This is a genomic window from Thalassolituus marinus, assembly GCF_020320395.1.
GTDB classification, from domain to species: Bacteria; Pseudomonadota; Gammaproteobacteria; order Pseudomonadales; family Oceanobacteraceae; genus Venatoribacter; species Venatoribacter marinus.
In genome coordinates this window covers 1-17,126 of the sequence record NZ_JAEDAH010000023.1, presented here as the reverse complement: position 1 = coordinate 17,126, position 17,126 = coordinate 1, and the positions used below count along the sequence as shown (strand labels likewise).

32 protein-coding genes are annotated in these 17,126 nt (G+C 51.4%); 3 read left to right on the top strand and 29 right to left on the bottom strand.

The annotated features are described in order from the left end of the window. Window positions 1–3 precede the first annotated feature (3 nt). From I9W95_RS05370 to I9W95_RS05360, 3 genes are read left to right on the top strand one after another with little or no spacing between them, the layout of a single operon-like run. Window positions 4–1,005, top strand: a complete 1,002-nt coding sequence (locus I9W95_RS05370; RefSeq protein WP_225672620.1) for a TRAP transporter substrate-binding protein — start codon at window positions 4–6, stop codon at window positions 1,003–1,005. Window positions 1,006–1,011: 6 nt separating this feature from the next. Continuing rightward, entirely contained in the window at window positions 1,012–1,497 is a 486-nt protein-coding gene (locus I9W95_RS05365; RefSeq protein ID WP_225672618.1) for a TRAP transporter small permease, read from the top strand. Continuing rightward, window positions 1,494–2,771 carry a TRAP transporter large permease gene (locus I9W95_RS05360; RefSeq protein WP_225672616.1) on the top strand — a complete coding sequence of 426 codons (1,278 nt, stop codon included), beginning with the start codon at window positions 1,494–1,496 and terminating at the stop codon, window positions 2,769–2,771. Before I9W95_RS05365 ends, I9W95_RS05360 begins: the two co-directional genes overlap by 4 nt. Window positions 2,772–3,162: 391 nt before the next feature. Here the strand turns inward: I9W95_RS05360 and rplQ are convergent, their stop codons facing one another. The 29 genes from rplQ to I9W95_RS05215 form a co-directional block, all read right to left on the bottom strand. Further along, window positions 3,163–3,564: a 50S ribosomal protein L17 gene (rplQ, locus tag I9W95_RS05355; protein ID WP_225672614.1), complete on the bottom strand. Its 402-nt coding sequence runs from the start codon at window positions 3,562–3,564 to the stop codon at window positions 3,163–3,165. A gap of 32 nt (window positions 3,565–3,596) precedes the next feature. Continuing rightward, window positions 3,597–4,598, bottom strand: a complete 1,002-nt coding sequence (locus tag I9W95_RS05350; RefSeq protein ID WP_225672612.1) for a DNA-directed RNA polymerase subunit alpha — start codon at window positions 4,596–4,598, stop codon at window positions 3,597–3,599. A gap of 22 nt (window positions 4,599–4,620) precedes the next feature. After that, window positions 4,621–5,241, bottom strand: coding sequence for a 30S ribosomal protein S4 (rpsD, locus tag I9W95_RS05345; RefSeq protein WP_225672610.1), 621 nt, complete (start codon window positions 5,239–5,241; stop codon window positions 4,621–4,623). A gap of 12 nt (window positions 5,242–5,253) precedes the next feature. After that, window positions 5,254–5,643, bottom strand: coding sequence for a 30S ribosomal protein S11 (gene rpsK, locus I9W95_RS05340; RefSeq protein ID WP_145466702.1), 390 nt, complete (start codon window positions 5,641–5,643; stop codon window positions 5,254–5,256). Window positions 5,644–5,726: 83 nt separating this feature from the next. Then, complete coding sequence (gene rpsM, locus I9W95_RS05335) at window positions 5,727–6,083, bottom strand: 30S ribosomal protein S13 (RefSeq protein WP_225672608.1); 357 nt, start codon at window positions 6,081–6,083, stop codon at window positions 5,727–5,729. Between the two features lie 106 nt (window positions 6,084–6,189). Further along, complete coding sequence (rpmJ, locus tag I9W95_RS05330) at window positions 6,190–6,303, bottom strand: 50S ribosomal protein L36 (protein WP_225672606.1); 114 nt, start codon at window positions 6,301–6,303, stop codon at window positions 6,190–6,192. Window positions 6,304–6,323: 20 nt separating this feature from the next. Further along, entirely contained in the window at window positions 6,324–7,643 is a 1,320-nt protein-coding gene (gene secY, locus I9W95_RS05325; RefSeq protein WP_225672604.1) for a preprotein translocase subunit SecY, read from the bottom strand. Then, window positions 7,643–8,077, bottom strand: coding sequence for a 50S ribosomal protein L15 (rplO, locus tag I9W95_RS05320; RefSeq protein WP_225672602.1), 435 nt, complete (start codon window positions 8,075–8,077; stop codon window positions 7,643–7,645). Before rplO ends, secY begins: the two co-directional genes overlap by 1 nt. 1 nt (window position 8,078) lies before the next feature. Continuing rightward, window positions 8,079–8,264 carry a 50S ribosomal protein L30 gene (gene rpmD / locus I9W95_RS05315; RefSeq protein WP_068443059.1) on the bottom strand — a complete coding sequence of 62 codons (186 nt, stop codon included), beginning with the start codon at window positions 8,262–8,264 and terminating at the stop codon, window positions 8,079–8,081. Window positions 8,265–8,270: 6 nt separating this feature from the next. Next, window positions 8,271–8,783, bottom strand: coding sequence for a 30S ribosomal protein S5 (rpsE, locus tag I9W95_RS05310; RefSeq protein ID WP_225672600.1), 513 nt, complete (start codon window positions 8,781–8,783; stop codon window positions 8,271–8,273). An 11-nt stretch (window positions 8,784–8,794) separates the two neighbouring features. Further along, window positions 8,795–9,145: a 50S ribosomal protein L18 gene (rplR, locus tag I9W95_RS05305; RefSeq protein WP_225672599.1), complete on the bottom strand. Its 351-nt coding sequence runs from the start codon at window positions 9,143–9,145 to the stop codon at window positions 8,795–8,797. A 10-nt stretch (window positions 9,146–9,155) separates the two neighbouring features. Further along, window positions 9,156–9,689 carry a 50S ribosomal protein L6 gene (gene rplF / locus I9W95_RS05300; RefSeq protein ID WP_225672598.1) on the bottom strand — a complete coding sequence of 178 codons (534 nt, stop codon included), beginning with the start codon at window positions 9,687–9,689 and terminating at the stop codon, window positions 9,156–9,158. Between the two features lie 12 nt (window positions 9,690–9,701). Then, the gene (gene rpsH, locus I9W95_RS05295) at window positions 9,702–10,094 is read right to left on the bottom strand and encodes a 30S ribosomal protein S8 (RefSeq protein ID WP_225672597.1); all 393 of its coding nucleotides are present in this window, start codon (window positions 10,092–10,094) and stop codon (window positions 9,702–9,704) included. 92 nt (window positions 10,095–10,186) lie between these two features. After that, window positions 10,187–10,492 carry a 30S ribosomal protein S14 gene (gene rpsN, locus I9W95_RS05290; protein WP_225672595.1) on the bottom strand — a complete coding sequence of 102 codons (306 nt, stop codon included), beginning with the start codon at window positions 10,490–10,492 and terminating at the stop codon, window positions 10,187–10,189. Window positions 10,493–10,502: 10 nt separating this feature from the next. Beyond that, complete coding sequence (gene rplE / locus I9W95_RS05285; protein ID WP_225672593.1) at window positions 10,503–11,042, bottom strand: 50S ribosomal protein L5; 540 nt, start codon at window positions 11,040–11,042, stop codon at window positions 10,503–10,505. 18 nt (window positions 11,043–11,060) lie between these two features. Then, entirely contained in the window at window positions 11,061–11,375 is a 315-nt protein-coding gene (gene rplX / locus I9W95_RS05280; RefSeq protein ID WP_225672591.1) for a 50S ribosomal protein L24, read from the bottom strand. Between the two features lie 15 nt (window positions 11,376–11,390). After that, window positions 11,391–11,759: a 50S ribosomal protein L14 gene (rplN, locus tag I9W95_RS05275; RefSeq protein WP_225672589.1), complete on the bottom strand. Its 369-nt coding sequence runs from the start codon at window positions 11,757–11,759 to the stop codon at window positions 11,391–11,393. Window positions 11,760–11,791: 32 nt separating this feature from the next. Beyond that, the gene (gene rpsQ / locus I9W95_RS05270; protein ID WP_225672587.1) at window positions 11,792–12,058 is read right to left on the bottom strand and encodes a 30S ribosomal protein S17; all 267 of its coding nucleotides are present in this window, start codon (window positions 12,056–12,058) and stop codon (window positions 11,792–11,794) included. Window positions 12,059–12,060: 2 nt separating this feature from the next. Further along, entirely contained in the window at window positions 12,061–12,252 is a 192-nt protein-coding gene (rpmC, locus tag I9W95_RS05265; protein WP_225672686.1) for a 50S ribosomal protein L29, read from the bottom strand. Continuing rightward, window positions 12,252–12,665 (bottom strand): 50S ribosomal protein L16, encoded by a 414-nt coding sequence (gene rplP, locus I9W95_RS05260; RefSeq protein WP_225672585.1) that lies wholly within the window; start codon window positions 12,663–12,665, stop codon window positions 12,252–12,254. Before rplP ends, rpmC begins: the two co-directional genes overlap by 1 nt. 12 nt (window positions 12,666–12,677) lie before the next feature. Then, window positions 12,678–13,367, bottom strand: a complete 690-nt coding sequence (rpsC, locus tag I9W95_RS05255; RefSeq protein ID WP_225672583.1) for a 30S ribosomal protein S3 — start codon at window positions 13,365–13,367, stop codon at window positions 12,678–12,680. An 11-nt stretch (window positions 13,368–13,378) separates the two neighbouring features. Continuing rightward, a complete protein-coding gene (gene rplV, locus I9W95_RS05250) occupies window positions 13,379–13,717 on the bottom strand; it encodes a 50S ribosomal protein L22 (protein ID WP_451923597.1) in 339 nt (112 codons plus the stop codon). Window positions 13,718–13,728: 11 nt separating this feature from the next. Then, window positions 13,729–14,004, bottom strand: a complete 276-nt coding sequence (rpsS, locus tag I9W95_RS05245; protein WP_225672579.1) for a 30S ribosomal protein S19 — start codon at window positions 14,002–14,004, stop codon at window positions 13,729–13,731. A 16-nt stretch (window positions 14,005–14,020) separates the two neighbouring features. Then, window positions 14,021–14,845 (bottom strand): 50S ribosomal protein L2, encoded by an 825-nt coding sequence (gene rplB / locus I9W95_RS05240; RefSeq protein ID WP_225672577.1) that lies wholly within the window; start codon window positions 14,843–14,845, stop codon window positions 14,021–14,023. A gap of 14 nt (window positions 14,846–14,859) precedes the next feature. Further along, entirely contained in the window at window positions 14,860–15,156 is a 297-nt protein-coding gene (rplW, locus tag I9W95_RS05235) for a 50S ribosomal protein L23 (RefSeq protein ID WP_225672575.1), read from the bottom strand. Beyond that, entirely contained in the window at window positions 15,153–15,755 is a 603-nt protein-coding gene (gene rplD, locus I9W95_RS05230; RefSeq protein ID WP_225672574.1) for a 50S ribosomal protein L4, read from the bottom strand. Before rplD ends, rplW begins: the two co-directional genes overlap by 4 nt. 3 nt (window positions 15,756–15,758) lie before the next feature. Then, window positions 15,759–16,391 carry a 50S ribosomal protein L3 gene (gene rplC, locus I9W95_RS05225; RefSeq protein WP_225672572.1) on the bottom strand — a complete coding sequence of 211 codons (633 nt, stop codon included), beginning with the start codon at window positions 16,389–16,391 and terminating at the stop codon, window positions 15,759–15,761. A 105-nt stretch (window positions 16,392–16,496) separates the two neighbouring features. Further along, complete coding sequence (gene rpsJ / locus I9W95_RS05220) at window positions 16,497–16,808, bottom strand: 30S ribosomal protein S10 (RefSeq protein WP_068443270.1); 312 nt, start codon at window positions 16,806–16,808, stop codon at window positions 16,497–16,499. A gap of 215 nt (window positions 16,809–17,023) precedes the next feature. Further along, window positions 17,024–17,126 (bottom strand): EF-Tu C-terminal domain-related protein (locus tag I9W95_RS05215; RefSeq protein WP_451923596.1); only part of this gene is annotated, 103 nt, incomplete at its 5' end.

The following is a 17,126-nucleotide window of genomic DNA, read 5'->3' as shown; positions in this document are numbered from 1 at the left end:
CCAATGAAATTTCTGACTGCTCTGGCCCTGAGCCTCAGCCTCATCGCGCCATTATCCCAGGCCGCCACCACCCTGAAGATTGCCACCCTGGCACCGGACGGAACCGGCTGGATGAAAACCATGCGCAAGGCCGCTGACGATATCAAAAGTGCCACAGAAGGCCGAGTGAAAATTAAATACTTCCCGGGCGGTGTGCAGGGCAGCGACAAAAGCGTACTGCGTAAAATCCAGATCCGTCAGCTGCAGGGCGGCGCCCTGTCCACTGGTGCGCTGGCACATCTGACCAACGTAACCCAGCTCTACAGCCAGCCGTTCACGTTCAAAAACCTCGATGAAATCCGTGCGATTCGCCCGCAATACGATCAGTACATTGCCGATGCACTGCAGGAACAAGGCTTCGTTATGCTCGGCCTGTCCGAAGGTGGCTTCGCTTACCTGATGTCTGACAGTGCACTGAAATCTTCAGAAGATGTACGCGCCAAGAAAGTCTGGGTACCGGAAGGTGACATCATCAGCCAGACCATCTTTGAAAATGGTCAGGTAGCGCCGATTTCCCTGCCGGTATCCGACGTATACACCAGCCTGCAGACCGGCCTGATCGATACCATCGCTGCCAACCCGACCTCGACCATCGCACTGCAGTGGCACACCAAACTGAATTACGCCACAGACTTCCCGCTGGTGTTCCTGTTCGGCATGCTGGTTGTGGATGATAAGGCGTTCGCCAAAATCAGCAGCGAAGACCAGCTGATCGTTCGTCGCATCATGGCCGAAGCTTTCAAAGCCATGGATCTGCAGAACGAAAAAGATGAAATGGGCGCTCGTGCAGCTCTGCAGCAGAATGGTATGCAGTTTGTGGAACTGACTGCTGCTGACCGCGAAGCCTGGTACAAACTGGCCGAGGGCGCGGTTGCACAACTGGCAGAGAAAGGCGTTTACCCGGTTGAGCTTTATCAGCAGCTGCAACAGTCGATTGCTGAATACCGTCAGAAGCAGGCTAAGTAATCCAACATGAAGCAACTGCTACGAGCCATTCACCGCAGTGAAGATGCGCTGCTGGTGATTATTTTGCTGGTCATGATTGTTCTTGCAGGCGTGGATATTATTGCCCGCCTGCTGTTCGGTGGCGGCATCAGCTGGGTGCCACCCTTTTTGCGCGTACTGGTGCTGTGGCTCGGCCTGCTCGGAGCCCTGCTGGCAACGCGCTCTCGTGAACACATCGCCATTGATCTCGCCAGTCGCCTTGCGGGCCCGATCCTCAGGCGCGTACTGGCTGCTGTAACCGCCATGTTTGCGGCACTGGTGTGCGGCCTTATCGCCTGGCACAGTGGTCTGTTCGTCGAACTGGCCTATGAATTCGGCGACGTAGCCTTTAATCGCGTTCCGGCCTGGCCACTGCAGTTAATCATCCCGATCAGCTTCGGCCTGATGGCGATCCGATTTGCCCTGCAGTCCGTACTTGCCGCAGGGGGCAATTTGCCGGAGGCCGAACAATGAGCATCCTCGTCCCCCTGATCCTGTTACTTCTTGCTGTTGCTGGTGCGCCGCTGTTCACCGTGATCGCTGCCAGCGCCATGTGGGGCTTCTGGCAATCCGACGTAGACCTGCAGGCCATGGCGATCAATATTTACCAGATTGCCGAAATGCCCGTCCTGATCGCCATCCCGCTTTTCACGTTTGCCGGCTATCTGCTCGGAGAAAGTAAGGCGCCGCAGCGTCTGGTGCGTATTACAGATGCTTTCCTTGGCTGGATGCCGGGTGGACTTGCCATCGTCGCCCTCGCCGCCTGTGCGTTGTTTACCGCCTTTACCGGAGCGTCCGGTGTAACCATCGTTGCGTTAGGCGCCCTGCTGGTTCCTGCGCTGTCTAAGGCAGGCTATAAAGAATCCTTTAACCTTGGCCTTGTCACCACCTCCGGCAGTCTCGGCCTGTTATTTGCCCCATCCCTGCCACTGATTCTGTATGGTGTGGTTGCACAGCAAATGGCACTGGAAACCCCTGTCAGTATCGACGACCTGTTTCTGGCAGGCCTGCTGCCCGGCGGCCTGATGCTCGCAGCCCTGTCGATTTACAGCGCCTTCCAGACAAGAGACGTGCAGAGGGAACGCCGTCCGTTTGACCGCGCTGAAGCCTGGGCTGCAGTTAAAGATTCAATCTGGGAAATGCCATTGCCCATCGTGGTTCTGGGCGGCATCTATTCCGGCTGGTTTGCGGTATCTGAAGCTGCCGCTTTAACCGCGTTCTACGTACTGATCGTCAGTGTATTTATACGCCGTGAAATCAGCTTTACCCAGCTGCCGGTTGTTATGCGCGATTCCATGAAGCTGGTTGGTGCAATACTGCTTATTCTCGCGGTTTCAATCGCATCGACTAATTACATGATCGATGCTGGTGTGCCGGAAGAAATCTTTGGCTTTATTCAACAGCATATCAGTGACCCATTTACCTTCCTGCTGCTGCTGACCCTGTTCCTGCTGGTGCTGGGGATGATGCTGGATATCTTCTCTGCAATCGTCATTATGATTCCCATCATTCTGCCGATTGCCATTGAATACGGCATCCACCCGATTCACCTGGGCATCCTGTTCCTTGCCAACATGCAGCTCGGCTACTTCACCCCGCCGGTAGGCATGAACCTGTTTATTGCCAGCTTCCGCTTCAATAAACCGGTGATGGAGCTGTACAAAGCAACCATCCCATTCTTCTTTATCCTGCTTGCCTGCGTGCTGGTGATTACCTACTGGCCAGCACTGAGTCTGGCATTTCTCTAGGAGTCGGACGTCGAGCTTGAGGCTTGAGGCTTGAGGCGTCTGACGTCTGACGTCTGACGACAGAACATAACACCCATCTGACGATTCTTTACCGGCCCTTGCCCTGCCTGACAGGGAAAGGGACTACTATGAATACAGGTAAGCAATTACCGCTCTGATCTCTCTCCCAGAGCAACGATTGATGGGTTTGCGGGCTATATGCCCGCTTTTTTTTATGCCTGGAAGGCTAGAGGCTGGAGGCTGGAAGTGTGTTTTCTGCCCAGCCAGCGCCAAGCTTTTCGAGCTTCGAACTTTAGGCTTTTAACATCCGACGTCCGACCTCCCCCGACTAATACCCATAAAAAAAACCCGCAGCCCTTACGGGCGGCGGGTTTTCTTTTGCTCGCTGATGTTACTCAGCTGCGTCGTCAGCTACTTCAACAGCCTCGGTGTTAACCGGACGGTCTACCAGCTCTACGAACGCCATAGGAGCGTTGTCACCTGCACGGAAACCACACTTCAGGATACGGATGTAACCACCCGGACGAGCCTGATAACGTGGACCCAGATCAGTGAACAGTTTACCTACTGCTTCTTTGCTACGGGTACGAGCAAAGGCCAGACGGCGGTTAGCAACTGAATCAACCTTAGCCAGGGTGATCAGTGGCTCAGCTACGCGACGCAGCTCTTTCGCCTTTGGCAGAGTAGTCTTAATGATTTCATGCTCGAACAGGCTCACAGCCATGTTTTTCAGCATGGCTTGACGGTGTGCGCTAGTACGATTGAAGTGACGACCACTTTTACGATGACGCATGGTTTAAATTCCTTACTAACTGAACGAACCGCTTACGCGAGAACTTTATCGTCGTTGCGGAGGCTGGCAGGTGGCCAGTTCTCCAGGTGCATACCCAACGACAGTCCACGGGAAGCAAGAACGTCTTTGATTTCAGTCAGAGACTTCTTACCTAAGTTAGGTGTCTTCAGCAGCTCAACTTCAGTACGCTGGATCAGATCACCGATGTAGTAAATGTTTTCTGCTTTCAGACAGTTGGCAGAGCGAACGGTCAGCTCCAGGTCGTCCACAGGACGCAGGAGAATCGGGTCGATCTCTTCTTCTTCACGAACCTGTTCAACGACTTCGTCGTTCTCCAGGTTAACGAAGATGGCCAACTGTTGCTGCAAGATAGTCGCGGAACGACGGATAGCTTCTTCCGGATCGATGGTACCGTTGGTTTCGAGATCGATAACCAGCTTGTCCAGATCGGTACGCTGTTCTACACGCGCAGAATCTACGCTGTAAGAAACACGCTTAACCGGGCTGTAGGTAGCATCCAGTTGCAGTTTGCCGATGGCCTTGGTTTCTTCATCATTCTGGTTGCGAGCTTCAACAGTCTCGTAACCACGACCAGAAGCAACCTTCAGAGTCATCTTCAGTTCAGCGCCTTCGCCGATATGGGCGATAACGTGATCGGGGTTTGCAACTTCAACACCGTGATCCAGTTGAATGTCGGCAGCTGTCACTGTAGCAGGACCAGTTTTGGTCATGCTCAGGATTGCTTCGTCACGCTCATGCAATTTGACCGCAACACCTTTCAGGTTGAGCAGGATTTCGATGACGTCTTCCTGAACACCTTCGATGGCGCTGTACTCATGCAAAACGCCTTCGATTTCACATTCAACGATCGCGGCACCCGGCATAGAAGAAAGCAGGATACGACGCAATGCGCTGCCCAGGGTATGACCGAAACCGCGCTCGAGCGGCTCCAGGGTTACCTTGGCGTGGGTATTGGATACCTCATCAACTTGGATGTTTCGAGGTGTCAAAAATTCATTAACTGCACGCTGCATAGCTGCCCCTTAATTTCCTCTATTACTTAGAGTAAAGTTCCACGATCAGGTTTTCGTTGATCTCAGCTGGGAGATCAGCGCGCTCAGGAACTGCTTTGAAAGTCCCTTCCATCTTGCTTGCATTAACATCGATCCAGCCGCAGTCTGAACGCTGACCAGCCAGTTCCAGAGCCGTTTTGATACGGTCCTGAGACTTTGACTTTTCACGTACAGCTACAACGTCACCACCCTGAACCTGATAGGAAGGGATGTTAACTGACTTACCGTTAACGGTGATCGCCTTGTGAGATACCAGCTGGCGTGATTCAGCGCGAGTTGAGCCGAAGCCCATGCGGTAAACAACGTTATCCAGACGAGATTCCAGCAGTTGCAGCAGGTTTTCACCGGTAGCGCCTTTACGACGAGCGGCTTCTTTGTAGTAGCTACGGAACTGCTTTTCCAGGATACCGTACAGACGACGCACTTTTTGCTTTTCGCGCAGCTGCAGACCGTAGTCTGACAGACGACCGCGACCAGCACCGTGAACGCCTGGTTTGGTTTCCATTTTACATTTTGTGTCTAAAGCGCGTACGCCGCTCTTCAGGAACAGATCAGTTCCTTCACGACGGGACAGCTTACACTTAGGACCAATATAACGTGCCATTTTTCTGCCTCCTTATACGCGACGCTTCTTAGGTGGACGACAGCCGTTATGTGGGATCGGGGTAACATCAGTGATGTTAGCGATCTTATAACCACATGCATTCAGAGCGCGGACTGCGGACTCACGACCAGGGCCTGGACCTTTAACTTCAACGTCCAGATTCTTCAGGCCGTACTCTTTAGCAGCTTCACCAGCGCGCTCGGCTGCAACCTGAGCGGCGAAAGGAGTGCTTTTACGCGAACCACGGAAACCAGAACCACCCGCAGTTGCCCATGAGAGAGCATTACCCTGACGGTCGGTAATGGTTACGATGGTGTTGTTAAAAGAGGCGTGGATGTGCGCAATGCCATCGACTACCGTCTTTTTAACCTTTTTCTTGGTTGATCTTTGTGGCTTAGCCATTTGATAAATCCTGCTTTTAATATCAACACTGCAACAAGTCGAATGCAGCTACACTAAAAGGCCAGATCCAAGTAATCCGGAGATTACTTACGGATCGGCTTACGCGGACCCTTACGGGTACGTGCGTTTGTTTTAGTACGCTGACCACGAAGTGGCAGGCTGCGACGGTGGCGGATACCACGGAAACAACCCATATCCATAAGACGCTTGATGTTCATCTGAGTCTCACGACGCAGATCACCTTCAACCGTATATTTAGCTACTTCGTTACGAACAACATCCAGCTGATCTTCGCTCAGTTCACCGATTTTGGTGGTCTCAGCGATGCCAGTAGCGGCGCAGATTTGCTGGGCAGTAGTCTTACCAACGCCGAAGACGTAGGTCAGAGAGATAACTGCATGCTTGTTGTCAGGAATATTGACACCGGCAATACGGGCCATGTCTAACTCCGTTACACTTTACTTGATGAAAGGGCGCAAAATACTACAGGTGGCTTTGAAATAAATCAAGCCACCTGTTGCATTTACACCCGGCCTTGTCTGGGAATTAACCCTGACGTTGTTTGTGCTTAGGATCAGTACAGATCACTCGCACACTGCCGTGACGGCGAATAATTTTGCATTCACGGCAGATTTTTTTAACAGACGCACGTACTTTCATGACAGTCTCCTAAAATCAGCTCAACGAGTTGAGCCGAAATTCTTCAGATTTGCTTTCTTCATCAGCGATTCGTACTGGTGTGACATCAGGTGCGATTGAACCTGAGACATAAAGTCCATTACGACCACCACTACGATCAACAGGGACGTGCCACCGAAGTAGAACGGTACATCAGCCGCTACCACCAGGAACTGGGGCATCAGACATACCGCGGTGATGTACAGGGAGCCGAACAGAGTCAGGCGACCAAGCACACCATCGATATATTTGGCAGTCTGAATCCCAGGACGAATACCAGGGATAAAGGCGCCAGACTTCTTCAGGTTTTCAGCAACGTCTTTCGGGTTGAACATCAACGCCGTGTAGAAGTAGCAGAAGAAAATAATACCGGCAGCGAACATAACAATGTACAGCGGCTGACTAGGCGCCAGAGCCATACTGATGTCCTGCAGCCATTCCATACCTTCACCCTGACCGAACCACTGCCCCAGGGAAGCTGGGAAAAGCAGCAAGGAAGAAGCGAAGATCGCTGGAATAACACCGGCCATATTCAGTTTCAGAGGCAGATGACTGGTCTGCGCAGCAAACATTTGACGGCCTTGCTGACGTTTCGCGTAGTTGATCGTAATACGACGCTGACCACGCTCGACGAAAATAACAAATGCGATCACAGCTACTGCAAGAACAGCGATTGCCAGAAGCACTACGATGTTCAGGTCACCCTGACGGGCGGACTCGAAAGCCTGACCAATTGCACTCGGCAGACCAGCAACAATACCGGCGAAGATCAGAATGGAGATGCCGTTACCAATACCACGTTCGGTAACCTGCTCACCAAGCCACATCATAAATACTGCACCAGCCACGAAGGAAGGTACAGCTGCGATGTAGAAATCTAAGCCTGAAGAGAAGGTAACGCCCTGGCCGGCGAGGCCGGCCGAGACGCCAAAGGCCTGGATCGTTGCAAGCAGTACAGTACCGTAACGGGTGTACTGGGTAATCTTGCGACGACCGGACTCGCCTTCTTTCTTCAATTGTTCAAGCTGGGGACTCACCGCCGTCAGCAATTGCATGATAATGGATGCAGAGATATACGGCATGATGCCGAGCGCAAGAATACTCATACGCTCGAGCGCGCCGCCCGAGAACATATTGAACATTTCCAGGATCGTGCCCTGATTTTGCTCAAACAGTCTCGACAGTGCATCTGGATTAATGCCTGGTACCGGGATATGGGTACCAATCCGATATACTACAATCGCCAGGAGCACGAAGCGGATACGAGCCCAAAGCTCGCCCAGACCGCTCTGCATTCCCTGTGGGAGTCCTTGCCTTGCCATTAGTCTTCGACCTTTCCACCGGCTGCTTCAATAGCAGCTTTAGCACCTTTAGTGACTTTCAGACCTTTAACGGTCACAGCCTTGGTAACTTCACCAGACAGAATCACGCGAGCTTCTTTGATTTTCTCGCCGATTACGTCTGCAGCTTTCAGCGCTGCCAGATCAACAACATCGCCTTCAACCAGAGTCAGTTCGTTGAGACGGATCTCTGCAACGTACTGGGCTTTACGAGAAGTAAAACCAAACTTTGGCAGACGACGGTGGATTGGCATCTGACCGCCTTCGAAGCCTGGTGCAACTTTACCGCCAGAGCGTGATTTCTGACCTTTGTGACCACGGCCACCAGTCTTACCCAGACCGGAACCGATACCACGACCAACACGCTTAGCAGCAGGTTTGGAACCAGCAGCTGGGCTCAATTCGTTGAGACGCATGTTACTCCCCCTCAACCTTAACCATGTATTGAACTTGGTTGATCATACCGCGAACAGAAGGAGTATCCTCCAGTTCAACAGTGTGACCAATACGACGGAGGCCCAGACCTTTCATAGTCTCGCGGTGCTTCGGCAGTTTGCCGATAGTGCTGCGGGTCTGGGTTACTTTTACGGTTTTCTTAGCCATAACGAATTACCCCAGGATGTCTTCTACAGACTTACCGCGTTTAGCTGCAACTTCTTCTGGAGACTTCATTTGTGCCAGTGCATCGAAAGTTGCACGCACAACGTTCACAGGGTTAGTTGAGCCGTAGCATTTAGCCAGTACGTTCTTAACGCCAACCATTTCCAGAACGGCACGCATTGCGCCGCCGGCAATAATACCGGTACCTTCTGAAGCAGGCTGCATATAGATCTGAGAGCCAGAGTGACGGCCACGAACAGGGTACTGCAGCGTGCTGCCGTCCAGCTGTACGTTAACCATGTTGCGCTTGGCTTGTTCCATTGCTTTTTGAATAGCAGTTGGAACTTCACGTGACTTACCACGACCAAAGCCAACACGACCGTTACCATCGCCAACTACAGTCAGAGCGGTGAAGGCGAAGATACGACCACCTTTTACCACTTTAGCTACACGGTTCACCTGAACCAGCTTTTCCTGCAGTTCGTTTTCGTTACGTTCTACACGTTGTTCATTATTTGCCATGATCTTTACCCTTAGAATTCCAGGCCGTTTTCACGAGCCGCGTCAGCCAGGGCTTTAACACGACCATGGTATTTGAAACCGGAACGATCAAATGCAACCTTAGTTACACCTGCTGCTTTCGCGCGCTCAGCAATCAGCTGACCAACGCGGGTAGCGGCACTTACGTTACCAGTGGTTTCGCTACGCAGATCTGCTTCTACAGTAGAAGCTGTCGCCAAGACATTAGCGCCATTGGCAGAGATGATCTGAGCGTAGATGTGTCTTGGCGTACGGTGTACGCAAAGACGTACCGCGCCCTTCTCACGGATGTTTACGCGAGTTTTGGCGGCGCGGCGCAGACGAGCTTTTTTCTTCTCATTCATGGCCTAAACCTTACTTTTTCTTGGCTTCTTTACGACGAACATTTTCGTCAGCATAACGAACACCCTTGCCTTTGTACGGCTCTGGTGGACGGTAGCCGCGGATTTCAGCTGCAACCTGACCAACCTGCTGCTTGTCGATACCTTTGATAACGACTTCAGTCTGGCTTGGAGTTTCACAGGTAACGCCTTCCGGCAGCTCGTAATCCACAGGATGTGAGAAGCCCAGAGACAGATTCAGGGTTTTGCCAGATGCTTTGGCACGGTAACCAACACCTTGCAGAACCAGTTTCTTTTCAAAGCCTACGCTTACACCGGTAACCATGTTGTTTACCAGGGCACGGAAAGTACCGGCCAGAGCGTTAGACTGTTTGTCGCCAGTCTTAGGAGCGAAAGTCAGAACGCCGTCTTCCTGCTTGATTTCAACAGCAGAATGAACGTTCAGTTCCAGTTGACCTTGCTTACCTTTGATAGCGATCTTGCTATCAGCCAGCTTGACTTCAACGCCAGCTGGAATAGCTACAGGAGCTTTTGCTACGCGAGACATCGTTAATACTCCTTAGAATACGGTCGCAATAACTTCGCCGCCTACACCCGCAGCGCGAGCAGCACGGTCAGTCATTACACCCTTAGAAGTGGAAACGATAGCCACGCCCAGACCTGCTTCAACTTTAGGCAGTTCAGTAGCGCCGCGGTACTGACGCAGACCAGGACGGCTAACGCGCTGAATGCGCTCGATAACCGGCTTGCCTTCGTAGTATTTCAGATCGATGGTCATAGTCGGCTTAACCGCTTCATCGACAGAAAAACCGCTGATATAGCCTTCCGCTTCGAGAACTTCAGCGACAGACTTTTTGATCTTAGAAGACGGCATGCTTACATTCGCGTGGCCCGCTTGTTGGGCATTACGAATGCGGGTAAACATATCCGCCAGCGTGTCTTGCATACTCATTTTAGATTTACCTCTGTTGTACAGCGCCCCGGCCAATGCAGAACAGCGCACCTGAAAACAGGTGCGCTTTTCTTAACCAGCCTGGGAATTGCTTACCAACTAGCTTTTTTCAGGCCCGGTACATTACCCTTCATGCCTTCTTCGCGCAACTTAATACGTGAAAGCTTGAACTTACGGTATACACCGTGTGGGCGACCGGTCATCTGGCAACGACGCTGCAGACGGCTACGTGAAGAGTCACGTGGCAGTTTCTGCAGTGCGATTTGCGCATTCCAACGAGCTTCATCAGACGACTCAGGGTTGTTGATGATAGCTTTCAGCTCAGCGCGCTTGGCAGCGAACTTCTCAACCAGCTGTTCACGCTTCAGTTCACGCTGCTTCATGCTAATTTTAGCCATGACGAACTCCTTAGTTACGGAACGGGAACTGCAGCGCTTTCAGCAAAGCGCGGCCTTCTTCGTTGGTTTTGGCAGTGGTAGTGATAGTCACATCCATACCGCGAACCTTGTCTACTTTGTCGTAGTCAATTTCCGGGAAGATGATCTGCTCTTTCACACCCATGCTGTAGTTACCGCGGCCGTCGAAAGACTTGCCGTTAATACCACGGAAGTCACGTACACGTGGCAGAGCCACGTCAACCAGACGATCCATGAATTCCCACATACGATCACGACGCAGGGTAACTTTACAGCCGATTGGCCAGCCTTCACGCAGTTTAAACGCTGCGACTGACTTACGTGCCTTGGTGACAACAGACTTCTGGCCAGTGATAGCTTCCATATCAGCTACCGCATTCTCCAGCAGTTTCTTGTCGCCCAGTGCTTCACCAACACCCATGTTCAGGGTGATTTTGGTAACGCGTGGCACTTCCATAATGTTTTTGTAACCAAACTCTTCTTGCAGTTTGGCTACTACTTCTTTTGTGTACAGGTCTTTTAAACGTGACATAGTAGTACCCAACTCCAATTAGGCGTCGACTTGATCGCCAGTGGATTTGAAGATACGTACCTTAGCGTCGCCTTCAACCTTGAAGCCAACACGGTCGGCTTTCTCAGTTTTAGGGTTCCAGATCGCAACGTTGGAAGCCTGAATACCAGCTTCTTTTTCAACGATGCCACCTGGCTGCTGCAGGTACGGGTTTGGTTTCTGGTGTTTTTTCACCATGTTAATGCCGGAAACCAGCAGGCGACCGTCGTCCATAACTTTCTGGACTTTGCCGCGCTTACCTTTGTCTTTACCAGCAATAACTACTACTTCGTCGTTCTTACGAATCTTCAACATATCTATTCCCTCCCCTTACAGCACTTCAGGTGCCAGGGAAATGATTTTCATGAACTGCTCAGAACGCAGTTCACGAGTCACAGGGCCAAAGATACGGGTACCGATTGGCGCCAGTGAAGCGTTCAGCAGAACGGCAGAGTTTACATCAAAACGGATCACAGATCCGTCAGGACGACGTACGCCTTTCTTGGTACGAACAACAACAGCGTTCATAACCTGGCCTTTCTTCACTTTACCGCGTGGAATTGCTTCCTTAACGGATACCTTGATCAGATCACCGATGCCAGCATAGCGACGATGTGAACCGCCCAGTACTTTAATGCACTGTACGCGTTTCGCGCCGCTGTTGTCGGCAACGTCAAGCATGGTTTGAGTTTGAATCATGCCTTCTCGCTCCTAACTACATGCGCCCGGTATTAAACCTTGGCGGCGCGCTCATCAATGCTTACCAGCGCCCAAGTCTTGTTTTTAGACAGTGGACGTGACTCTTTTACCGTTACAACGTCGCCGATCTGGCATTCGTTGTTGGCATCGTGTGCCATCACTTTCGTGGATTTCTTCACGAATTTTTTGTAGATCGGGTGCTTAACAAAGCGCTCGATCTGCACAGTGATAGACTTATCCATCTTGTTGCTTACTACGCGACCAGACAGAGTGCGAACAGATTTTGTGTTCTCAGTCATGATTATTCACCTGCCTTCTGTGCCAGCACGGTTTTTACACGAGCGATATCACGACGCGTCTGGCGTACCAGGTGGGTTTGACCCAACTGACCAGTCGCTTTCTGCATGCGCAGTTTGAATTGTTCGCCCAACAGTTCTTCCAGCTGAGATTGCAGCTCAGCTACTGATTTTGTGTTCAGTTCACTTGCTTTCATCACAGCACCGTCCGTTTAACAAATGCAGTTTCAAAAGGCAGTTTCGCAGCAGCCAGAGCAAATGCTTCACGAGCCAGCTCTTCTGGTACACCTTCGATTTCATACAGGACTTTACCTGGCTGAATCTGGCATACCCAGTACTCTACGTTACCCTTACCTTTACCCATACGAACCTCAAGAGGCTTCTCGGTAATTGGTTTGTCTGGGAATACGCGAATCCAGATTTTACCACCACGCTTCACTTTACGAGTCATCGCACGACGCGCTGCTTCGATCTGACGTGAAGTCAGGCGGCCACGTCCAGTAGCCTTCAGAGCAAACTCACCGAAGCTCACTTTGGAGCCACGGATCGCAAGACCGCGGTTGCGGCCGGTCTGAACTTTACGGAACTTCGTACGTTTTGGTAACAACATAACTAAATCCCCTTACGAACGACCGGTTTTCTTTTTGCCCTGGTTCTTAGCGCGATCACGTACCTCTTGGATACCGCCCAGGATCTCGCCTTTGAAGATCCAGACTTTCACGCCAATAACACCATAGGTAGTGTGTGCTTCATACGTCGCGTAGTCGATGTCTGCACGCAGTGTGTGCAGAGGAACACGACCTTCGCGGTACCACTCGGAACGAGCGATTTCAGCACCACCCAGACGGCCACTCACTTGGATCTTGATACCTTCAGCACCGCCACGCATAGCGTTCTGTACAGCACGCTTCATAGCGCGACGGAACATCACACGACGCTCCAGCTGACTTGCAACGCTCTGAGCTACCAGCTTGGCATCCAGATCCGGTTTACGAACTTCTTCAATGTTGATGTGTACCGGAATACCCATCAGATCACTGACGTCTTTACGCAGTTTTTCTACGTCTTCGCCTTTCTTACCAATCACGATGCCTGGACGGGCAGTGTGGATGGTTACTTTGGCGTTTTGTGCTGGACGCTCAATAACGACTTTGCTTACTGACGCTTTTTCCAGACGCTTTTCGATCAGAGAACGAACAGCGATGTCAGCCAGCAGGTTATCGGCGTACTTATCCTTACCGGCATACCAGACCGAGTTATGGTCTTTGGTGATACCTAAACGGATACCGGTTGGATGAACTTTCTGACCCATCTGACCAACTCCTATTTTTCTGAAACTTTCACAGTGATGTGACAAGTGCGCTTGAAGATACGATCCGCACGGCCTTTAGCACGTGGACGGATGCGCTTCATAGTCATACCTTCGTCAACGAACACGGTAGAAACCGTCAGCTCGTCCACGTCAGCACCATTGTTGTGCTCAGCGTTGGCGATAGCAGATTCCAGCACCTTCTTCATCAGATCGGCGCCTTTTTTGTTGCTGAAGCTCAGAATGTTCAGTGCTTCATCAACTTGCTTGCCACGGATGGTATCCGCAACCAGGCGAGCTTTCTGTGCAGACAAGCGAGCACCACGCAATACAGCGGCTACTTCAGACATGATTCACCTCTTAATTAACGTTTGGCTTTCTTATCCGCAACGTGACCCTTGTAAGTACGGGTCAGCGCGAATTCGCCGAGTTTATGACCAACCATGTCTTCTGTTACGAAAACAGGCACGTGTTGTTTGCCGTTATGTACAGCAATTGTCAGTCCCACGAAATCCGGAAAGATTGTGGAACGACGAGACCAGGTCTTGATCGGACGTTTGTCGTTCGCCTCAAGAGCGGCCTCTACCTTCTTCATTAAGTGATGGTCGATGAATGGACCTTTTTTCAATGAACGTGGCACAGTTCTATCCTCTTAATTATTTCGCAGAACGACGACGTACGATCAGGTGATCGGTACGCTTATTCTTACGAGTCTTGTAGCCCTTAGTCGGAACACCCCAAGGAGTAACAGGGTGACGACCGAAGGTACGACCCTCACCACCACCGTGTGGGTGGTCTACCGGGTTCATGGCAGTACCACGAACAGTCGGACGTACACCGCGCCAGCGAGTTGCACCCGCTTTACCCAGTTCACGCAGACCGTGTTCGGAGTTACCAACCTCACCCAGAGTCGCGCGGCAATCAGACAGCACTTTACGCATCTCACCGGAACGCAGACGGATTGTGCAGTAAGCACCATCGCGCGCTACCAGCTGAGCAGAAGCACCTGCTGAACGAGCCAGCTGACCACCTTTACCAGGCTTCAGTTCGATATTGTGTACAACACTACCAACCGGGATGTTGCGCAGAGACATCGCGCTACCCACTTTGATAGGTGCATCTTCACCAGACACTACGGAATCGCCTGCTACCATGCCCTTAGCGGCCAGGATGTAGCGACGTTCACCGTCGGTGTACTTAACCAGTGCGATGTTAGCGGAACGGTTCGGATCGTATTCCAGACGCTCTACAACGCCCTGAACACCGTCTTTGTTACGCTTAAAATCAATCACACGGTAGTGCTGCTTATGACCACCACCCACGTGACGGGTAGTGATACGACCGTTGTTGTTACGACCGCCAGACTTACCTTTTTTCTCAACCAGCGCTGCGAAAGGCTTACCTTTGTGCAGATCAGGATTTACGACTTTAACCAGATGACGACGGCCAGCTGAAGTCGGTTTAGTTTTCACCAATGCCATGACTAAAGCTCCTCTTATTCCGCGTCTGCGAAGTCGATGTCCTGACCGTCAGCCAGGCGAACGTAGGCTTTACGCACATCGTTACGCTTGCCTAAACCACGAGCAGTACGCTTGGTTTTACCTTTGATGTTGACGGTCTGCACGGACTGAACTTTCACTTCGAACAGAGCTTCAACAGCCTTTTTAATTTCAGGCTTGGTTGCATCCGGAGCAACACGGAAAACGTACTGGCTGTTCTTTTCAGCTACCAGAGTCGCTTTCTCAGAGATGTGTGGAGCTACCAGCACCTTGTAAATACGTTCACGATTCATGCGTAAGCCTCCTCGAGTTTCTTCAGGGCAGGCACAGTCACCAGCACCTTGTCGAAAGCAATCAGGCTTACAGGATCGATAGCTGATGCTTCAGTCACACCAACATGTGGAACGTTACGAGCAGCCAGGTACAGCTTCTCGTCGATATCATCGGCAACGATCAGTACGTTGCTCAGTTCCATTTCTTTCAGCTTGGCTACGAATTCTTTAGTTTTGTGGGATTCCACAGCAAAAGAATCAGCAACAATCAGGCGCTCCTGACGAACCAGTTCAGACAGGATGGACTGCATCGCAGCGCGATACATTTTCTTGTTTACTTTCTGTTCGAAGCTACGAGGCTTAGCAGCAAAAGTAACACCACCTGAACGCCAGATAGGAGAGCTGGAAGTACCTGAACGGGCACGACCAGTACCTTTTTGACGCCATGGCTTAATACCACCGCCGCTAACTTCTGCACGAGTCTTCTGAGCTTTAGAACCCTGACGACCGCCCGCCATGTAAGCAGTAACGATCTGGTGAACCAGAGCTTCGTTGAACTCACGACCAAAAGCCGCTTCGGAAACCGCTACTGCAGCACCAGTGTTAGTTTTCAGTTCCATTGCTTACCCCTTAGCCTTTACAGCTGGTTTAACAATTACGTCGGAACCAGTAGAACCTGGCACAGCACCTTTGATCAGCAGCAGATTGTTCTCTGCATCCACACGTACAACTTCCAGGTTCTGAGTAGTAACCTGTTCTGCACCCATGTGACCCGCCATTTTCTTGCCCTTCCACACGCGGCCAGGAGTTTGGCACTGACCGATAGAACCAGGGGCACGATGAGACAGGGAGTTACCGTGAGTTGCATCCTGAGTACGGAAGTTCCAGCGCTTAACGCCACCCTGGAAGCCCTTACCCTTAGAAGAACCAGTAACATCTACTTTCTGACCAGCTTCGAATTGTGCAACAGTCAGCTCTTCGCCAGTGGCCAGAGCTTCTTCGGTGCGGAATTCAAGCACACCACGACCAGCCTGTACGTTTGCTTTCGCAAAGTGACCAGCAGCAGCTTTGTTTACGCGAGATGCTTTCTTCTCGCCATATGTAATCTGCAGAGCGCTATAACCGTCAGTTTCAGATGTCTTAACCTGCGAAACGCGGTTAGGAGTTACCTGAACAACAGTAACAGCAACAGATTGACCTTCTTCAGTAAATACGCGAGTCATACCCGCTTTTTTACCGACAATACCAATTGCCATTTTTAATTTACCTCTCGTGTACGGGGCTTTAACCCACTATGGCCGCCCCCTGTTCCGACATGGATCGGGGCGTTACACAGAGCCTTACGGATAAACCCTTACGGATTAACCCAGGCTGATCTGAACTTCCACGCCGGCAGCCAGATCCAGTTTCATCAGCGCATCAACTGTTTTCTCAGTTGGTTCGACGATGTCGAGCATGCGCTTGTGCGTACGGATTTCGTACTGGTCGCGCGCGTCTTTATTAACGTGCGGAGAAACCAGAACGGTATAACGCTCTTTACGAGTAGGCAGTGGGATAGGACCACGTACCTGAGCGCCCGTACGCTTGGCAGTATCAACAATCTCCTGAGTCGAGGTATCGATCAGACGATGGTCGAACGCCTTCAGACGGATACGGATTCGTTGGTTTTGCATTACCAAACTCCAAGTTTTAGGTGCAAGAGCAAATTCCCCCCAAATAAGGGGACGCGAATTGTATTCGGCTGTACAAAAAGTGTCAACCAATGATTGAGATAAAGAGAGTGCAGCCCGCAGGATGCGAACTTACAGAGAGGAGAATTGAAAAGCCCCGAAGACCGGGGCTTCAGAGCGACTGATCAGATCAGTCGCCCGAGTGCAGAGCTGTCAGATCACTCGATGATCTTAGCCACAACACCAGCACCAACGGTACGGCCACCTTCACGGATAGCGAAACGCAGACCTTCGTCCATCGCGATAGGCGCGATCAGAGTT

Coding starts and splice junctions, on each gene's coding strand:
- I9W95_RS05370 (WP_225672620.1), top strand. CDS start 4: ATGAAATTTCTGACTGCTCTGGCCCTGAGCCTCAGCCTCATCGCGCCA.
- I9W95_RS05365 (WP_225672618.1), top strand. CDS start 1,012: ATGAAGCAACTGCTACGAGCCATTCACCGCAGTGAAGATGCGCTGCTG.
- I9W95_RS05360 (WP_225672616.1), top strand. CDS start 1,494: ATGAGCATCCTCGTCCCCCTGATCCTGTTACTTCTTGCTGTTGCTGGT.
- rplQ (WP_225672614.1), bottom strand. CDS start 3,564: ATGCGTCATCGTAAAAGTGGTCGTCACTTCAATCGTACTAGCGCACAC.
- I9W95_RS05350 (WP_225672612.1), bottom strand. CDS start 4,598: ATGCAGCGTGCAGTTAATGAATTTTTGACACCTCGAAACATCCAAGTT.
- rpsD (WP_225672610.1), bottom strand. CDS start 5,241: ATGGCACGTTATATTGGTCCTAAGTGTAAGCTGTCCCGTCGTGAAGGA.
- rpsK (WP_145466702.1), bottom strand. CDS start 5,643: ATGGCTAAGCCACAAAGATCAACCAAGAAAAAGGTTAAAAAGACGGTA.
- rpsM (WP_225672608.1), bottom strand. CDS start 6,083: ATGGCCCGTATTGCCGGTGTCAATATTCCTGACAACAAGCATGCAGTT.
- rpmJ (WP_225672606.1), bottom strand. CDS start 6,303: ATGAAAGTACGTGCGTCTGTTAAAAAAATCTGCCGTGAATGCAAAATT.
- secY (WP_225672604.1), bottom strand. CDS start 7,643: ATGGCAAGGCAAGGACTCCCACAGGGAATGCAGAGCGGTCTGGGCGAG.
- rplO (WP_225672602.1), bottom strand. CDS start 8,077: ATGCGTCTCAACGAATTGAGCCCAGCTGCTGGTTCCAAACCTGCTGCT.
- rpmD (WP_068443059.1), bottom strand. CDS start 8,264: ATGGCTAAGAAAACCGTAAAAGTAACCCAGACCCGCAGCACTATCGGC.
- rpsE (WP_225672600.1), bottom strand. CDS start 8,783: ATGGCAAATAATGAACAACGTGTAGAACGTAACGAAAACGAACTGCAG.
- rplR (WP_225672599.1), bottom strand. CDS start 9,145: ATGAATGAGAAGAAAAAAGCTCGTCTGCGCCGCGCCGCCAAAACTCGC.
- rplF (WP_225672598.1), bottom strand. CDS start 9,689: ATGTCTCGCGTAGCAAAAGCTCCTGTAGCTATTCCAGCTGGCGTTGAA.
- rpsH (WP_225672597.1), bottom strand. CDS start 10,094: ATGAGTATGCAAGACACGCTGGCGGATATGTTTACCCGCATTCGTAAT.
- rpsN (WP_225672595.1), bottom strand. CDS start 10,492: ATGGCTAAAATTAGCATGAAGCAGCGTGAACTGAAGCGTGAACAGCTG.
- rplE (WP_225672593.1), bottom strand. CDS start 11,042: ATGTCACGTTTAAAAGACCTGTACACAAAAGAAGTAGTAGCCAAACTG.
- rplX (WP_225672591.1), bottom strand. CDS start 11,375: ATGTTGAAGATTCGTAAGAACGACGAAGTAGTAGTTATTGCTGGTAAA.
- rplN (WP_225672589.1), bottom strand. CDS start 11,759: ATGATTCAAACTCAAACCATGCTTGACGTTGCCGACAACAGCGGCGCG.
- rpsQ (WP_225672587.1), bottom strand. CDS start 12,058: ATGACTGAGAACACAAAATCTGTTCGCACTCTGTCTGGTCGCGTAGTA.
- rpmC (WP_225672686.1), bottom strand. CDS start 12,252: ATGAAAGCAAGTGAACTGAACACAAAATCAGTAGCTGAGCTGCAATCT.
- rplP (WP_225672585.1), bottom strand. CDS start 12,665: ATGTTGTTACCAAAACGTACGAAGTTCCGTAAAGTTCAGACCGGCCGC.
- rpsC (WP_225672583.1), bottom strand. CDS start 13,367: ATGGGTCAGAAAGTTCATCCAACCGGTATCCGTTTAGGTATCACCAAA.
- rplB (WP_225672577.1), bottom strand. CDS start 14,845: ATGGCATTGGTGAAAACTAAACCGACTTCAGCTGGCCGTCGTCATCTG.
- rplW (WP_225672575.1), bottom strand. CDS start 15,156: ATGAATCGTGAACGTATTTACAAGGTGCTGGTAGCTCCACACATCTCT.
- rplD (WP_225672574.1), bottom strand. CDS start 15,755: ATGGAACTGAAAACTAACACTGGTGCTGCAGTAGCGGTTTCCGAAGCG.
- rplC (WP_225672572.1), bottom strand. CDS start 16,391: ATGGCAATTGGTATTGTCGGTAAAAAAGCGGGTATGACTCGCGTATTT.
- rpsJ (WP_068443270.1), bottom strand. CDS start 16,808: ATGCAAAACCAACGAATCCGTATCCGTCTGAAGGCGTTCGACCATCGT.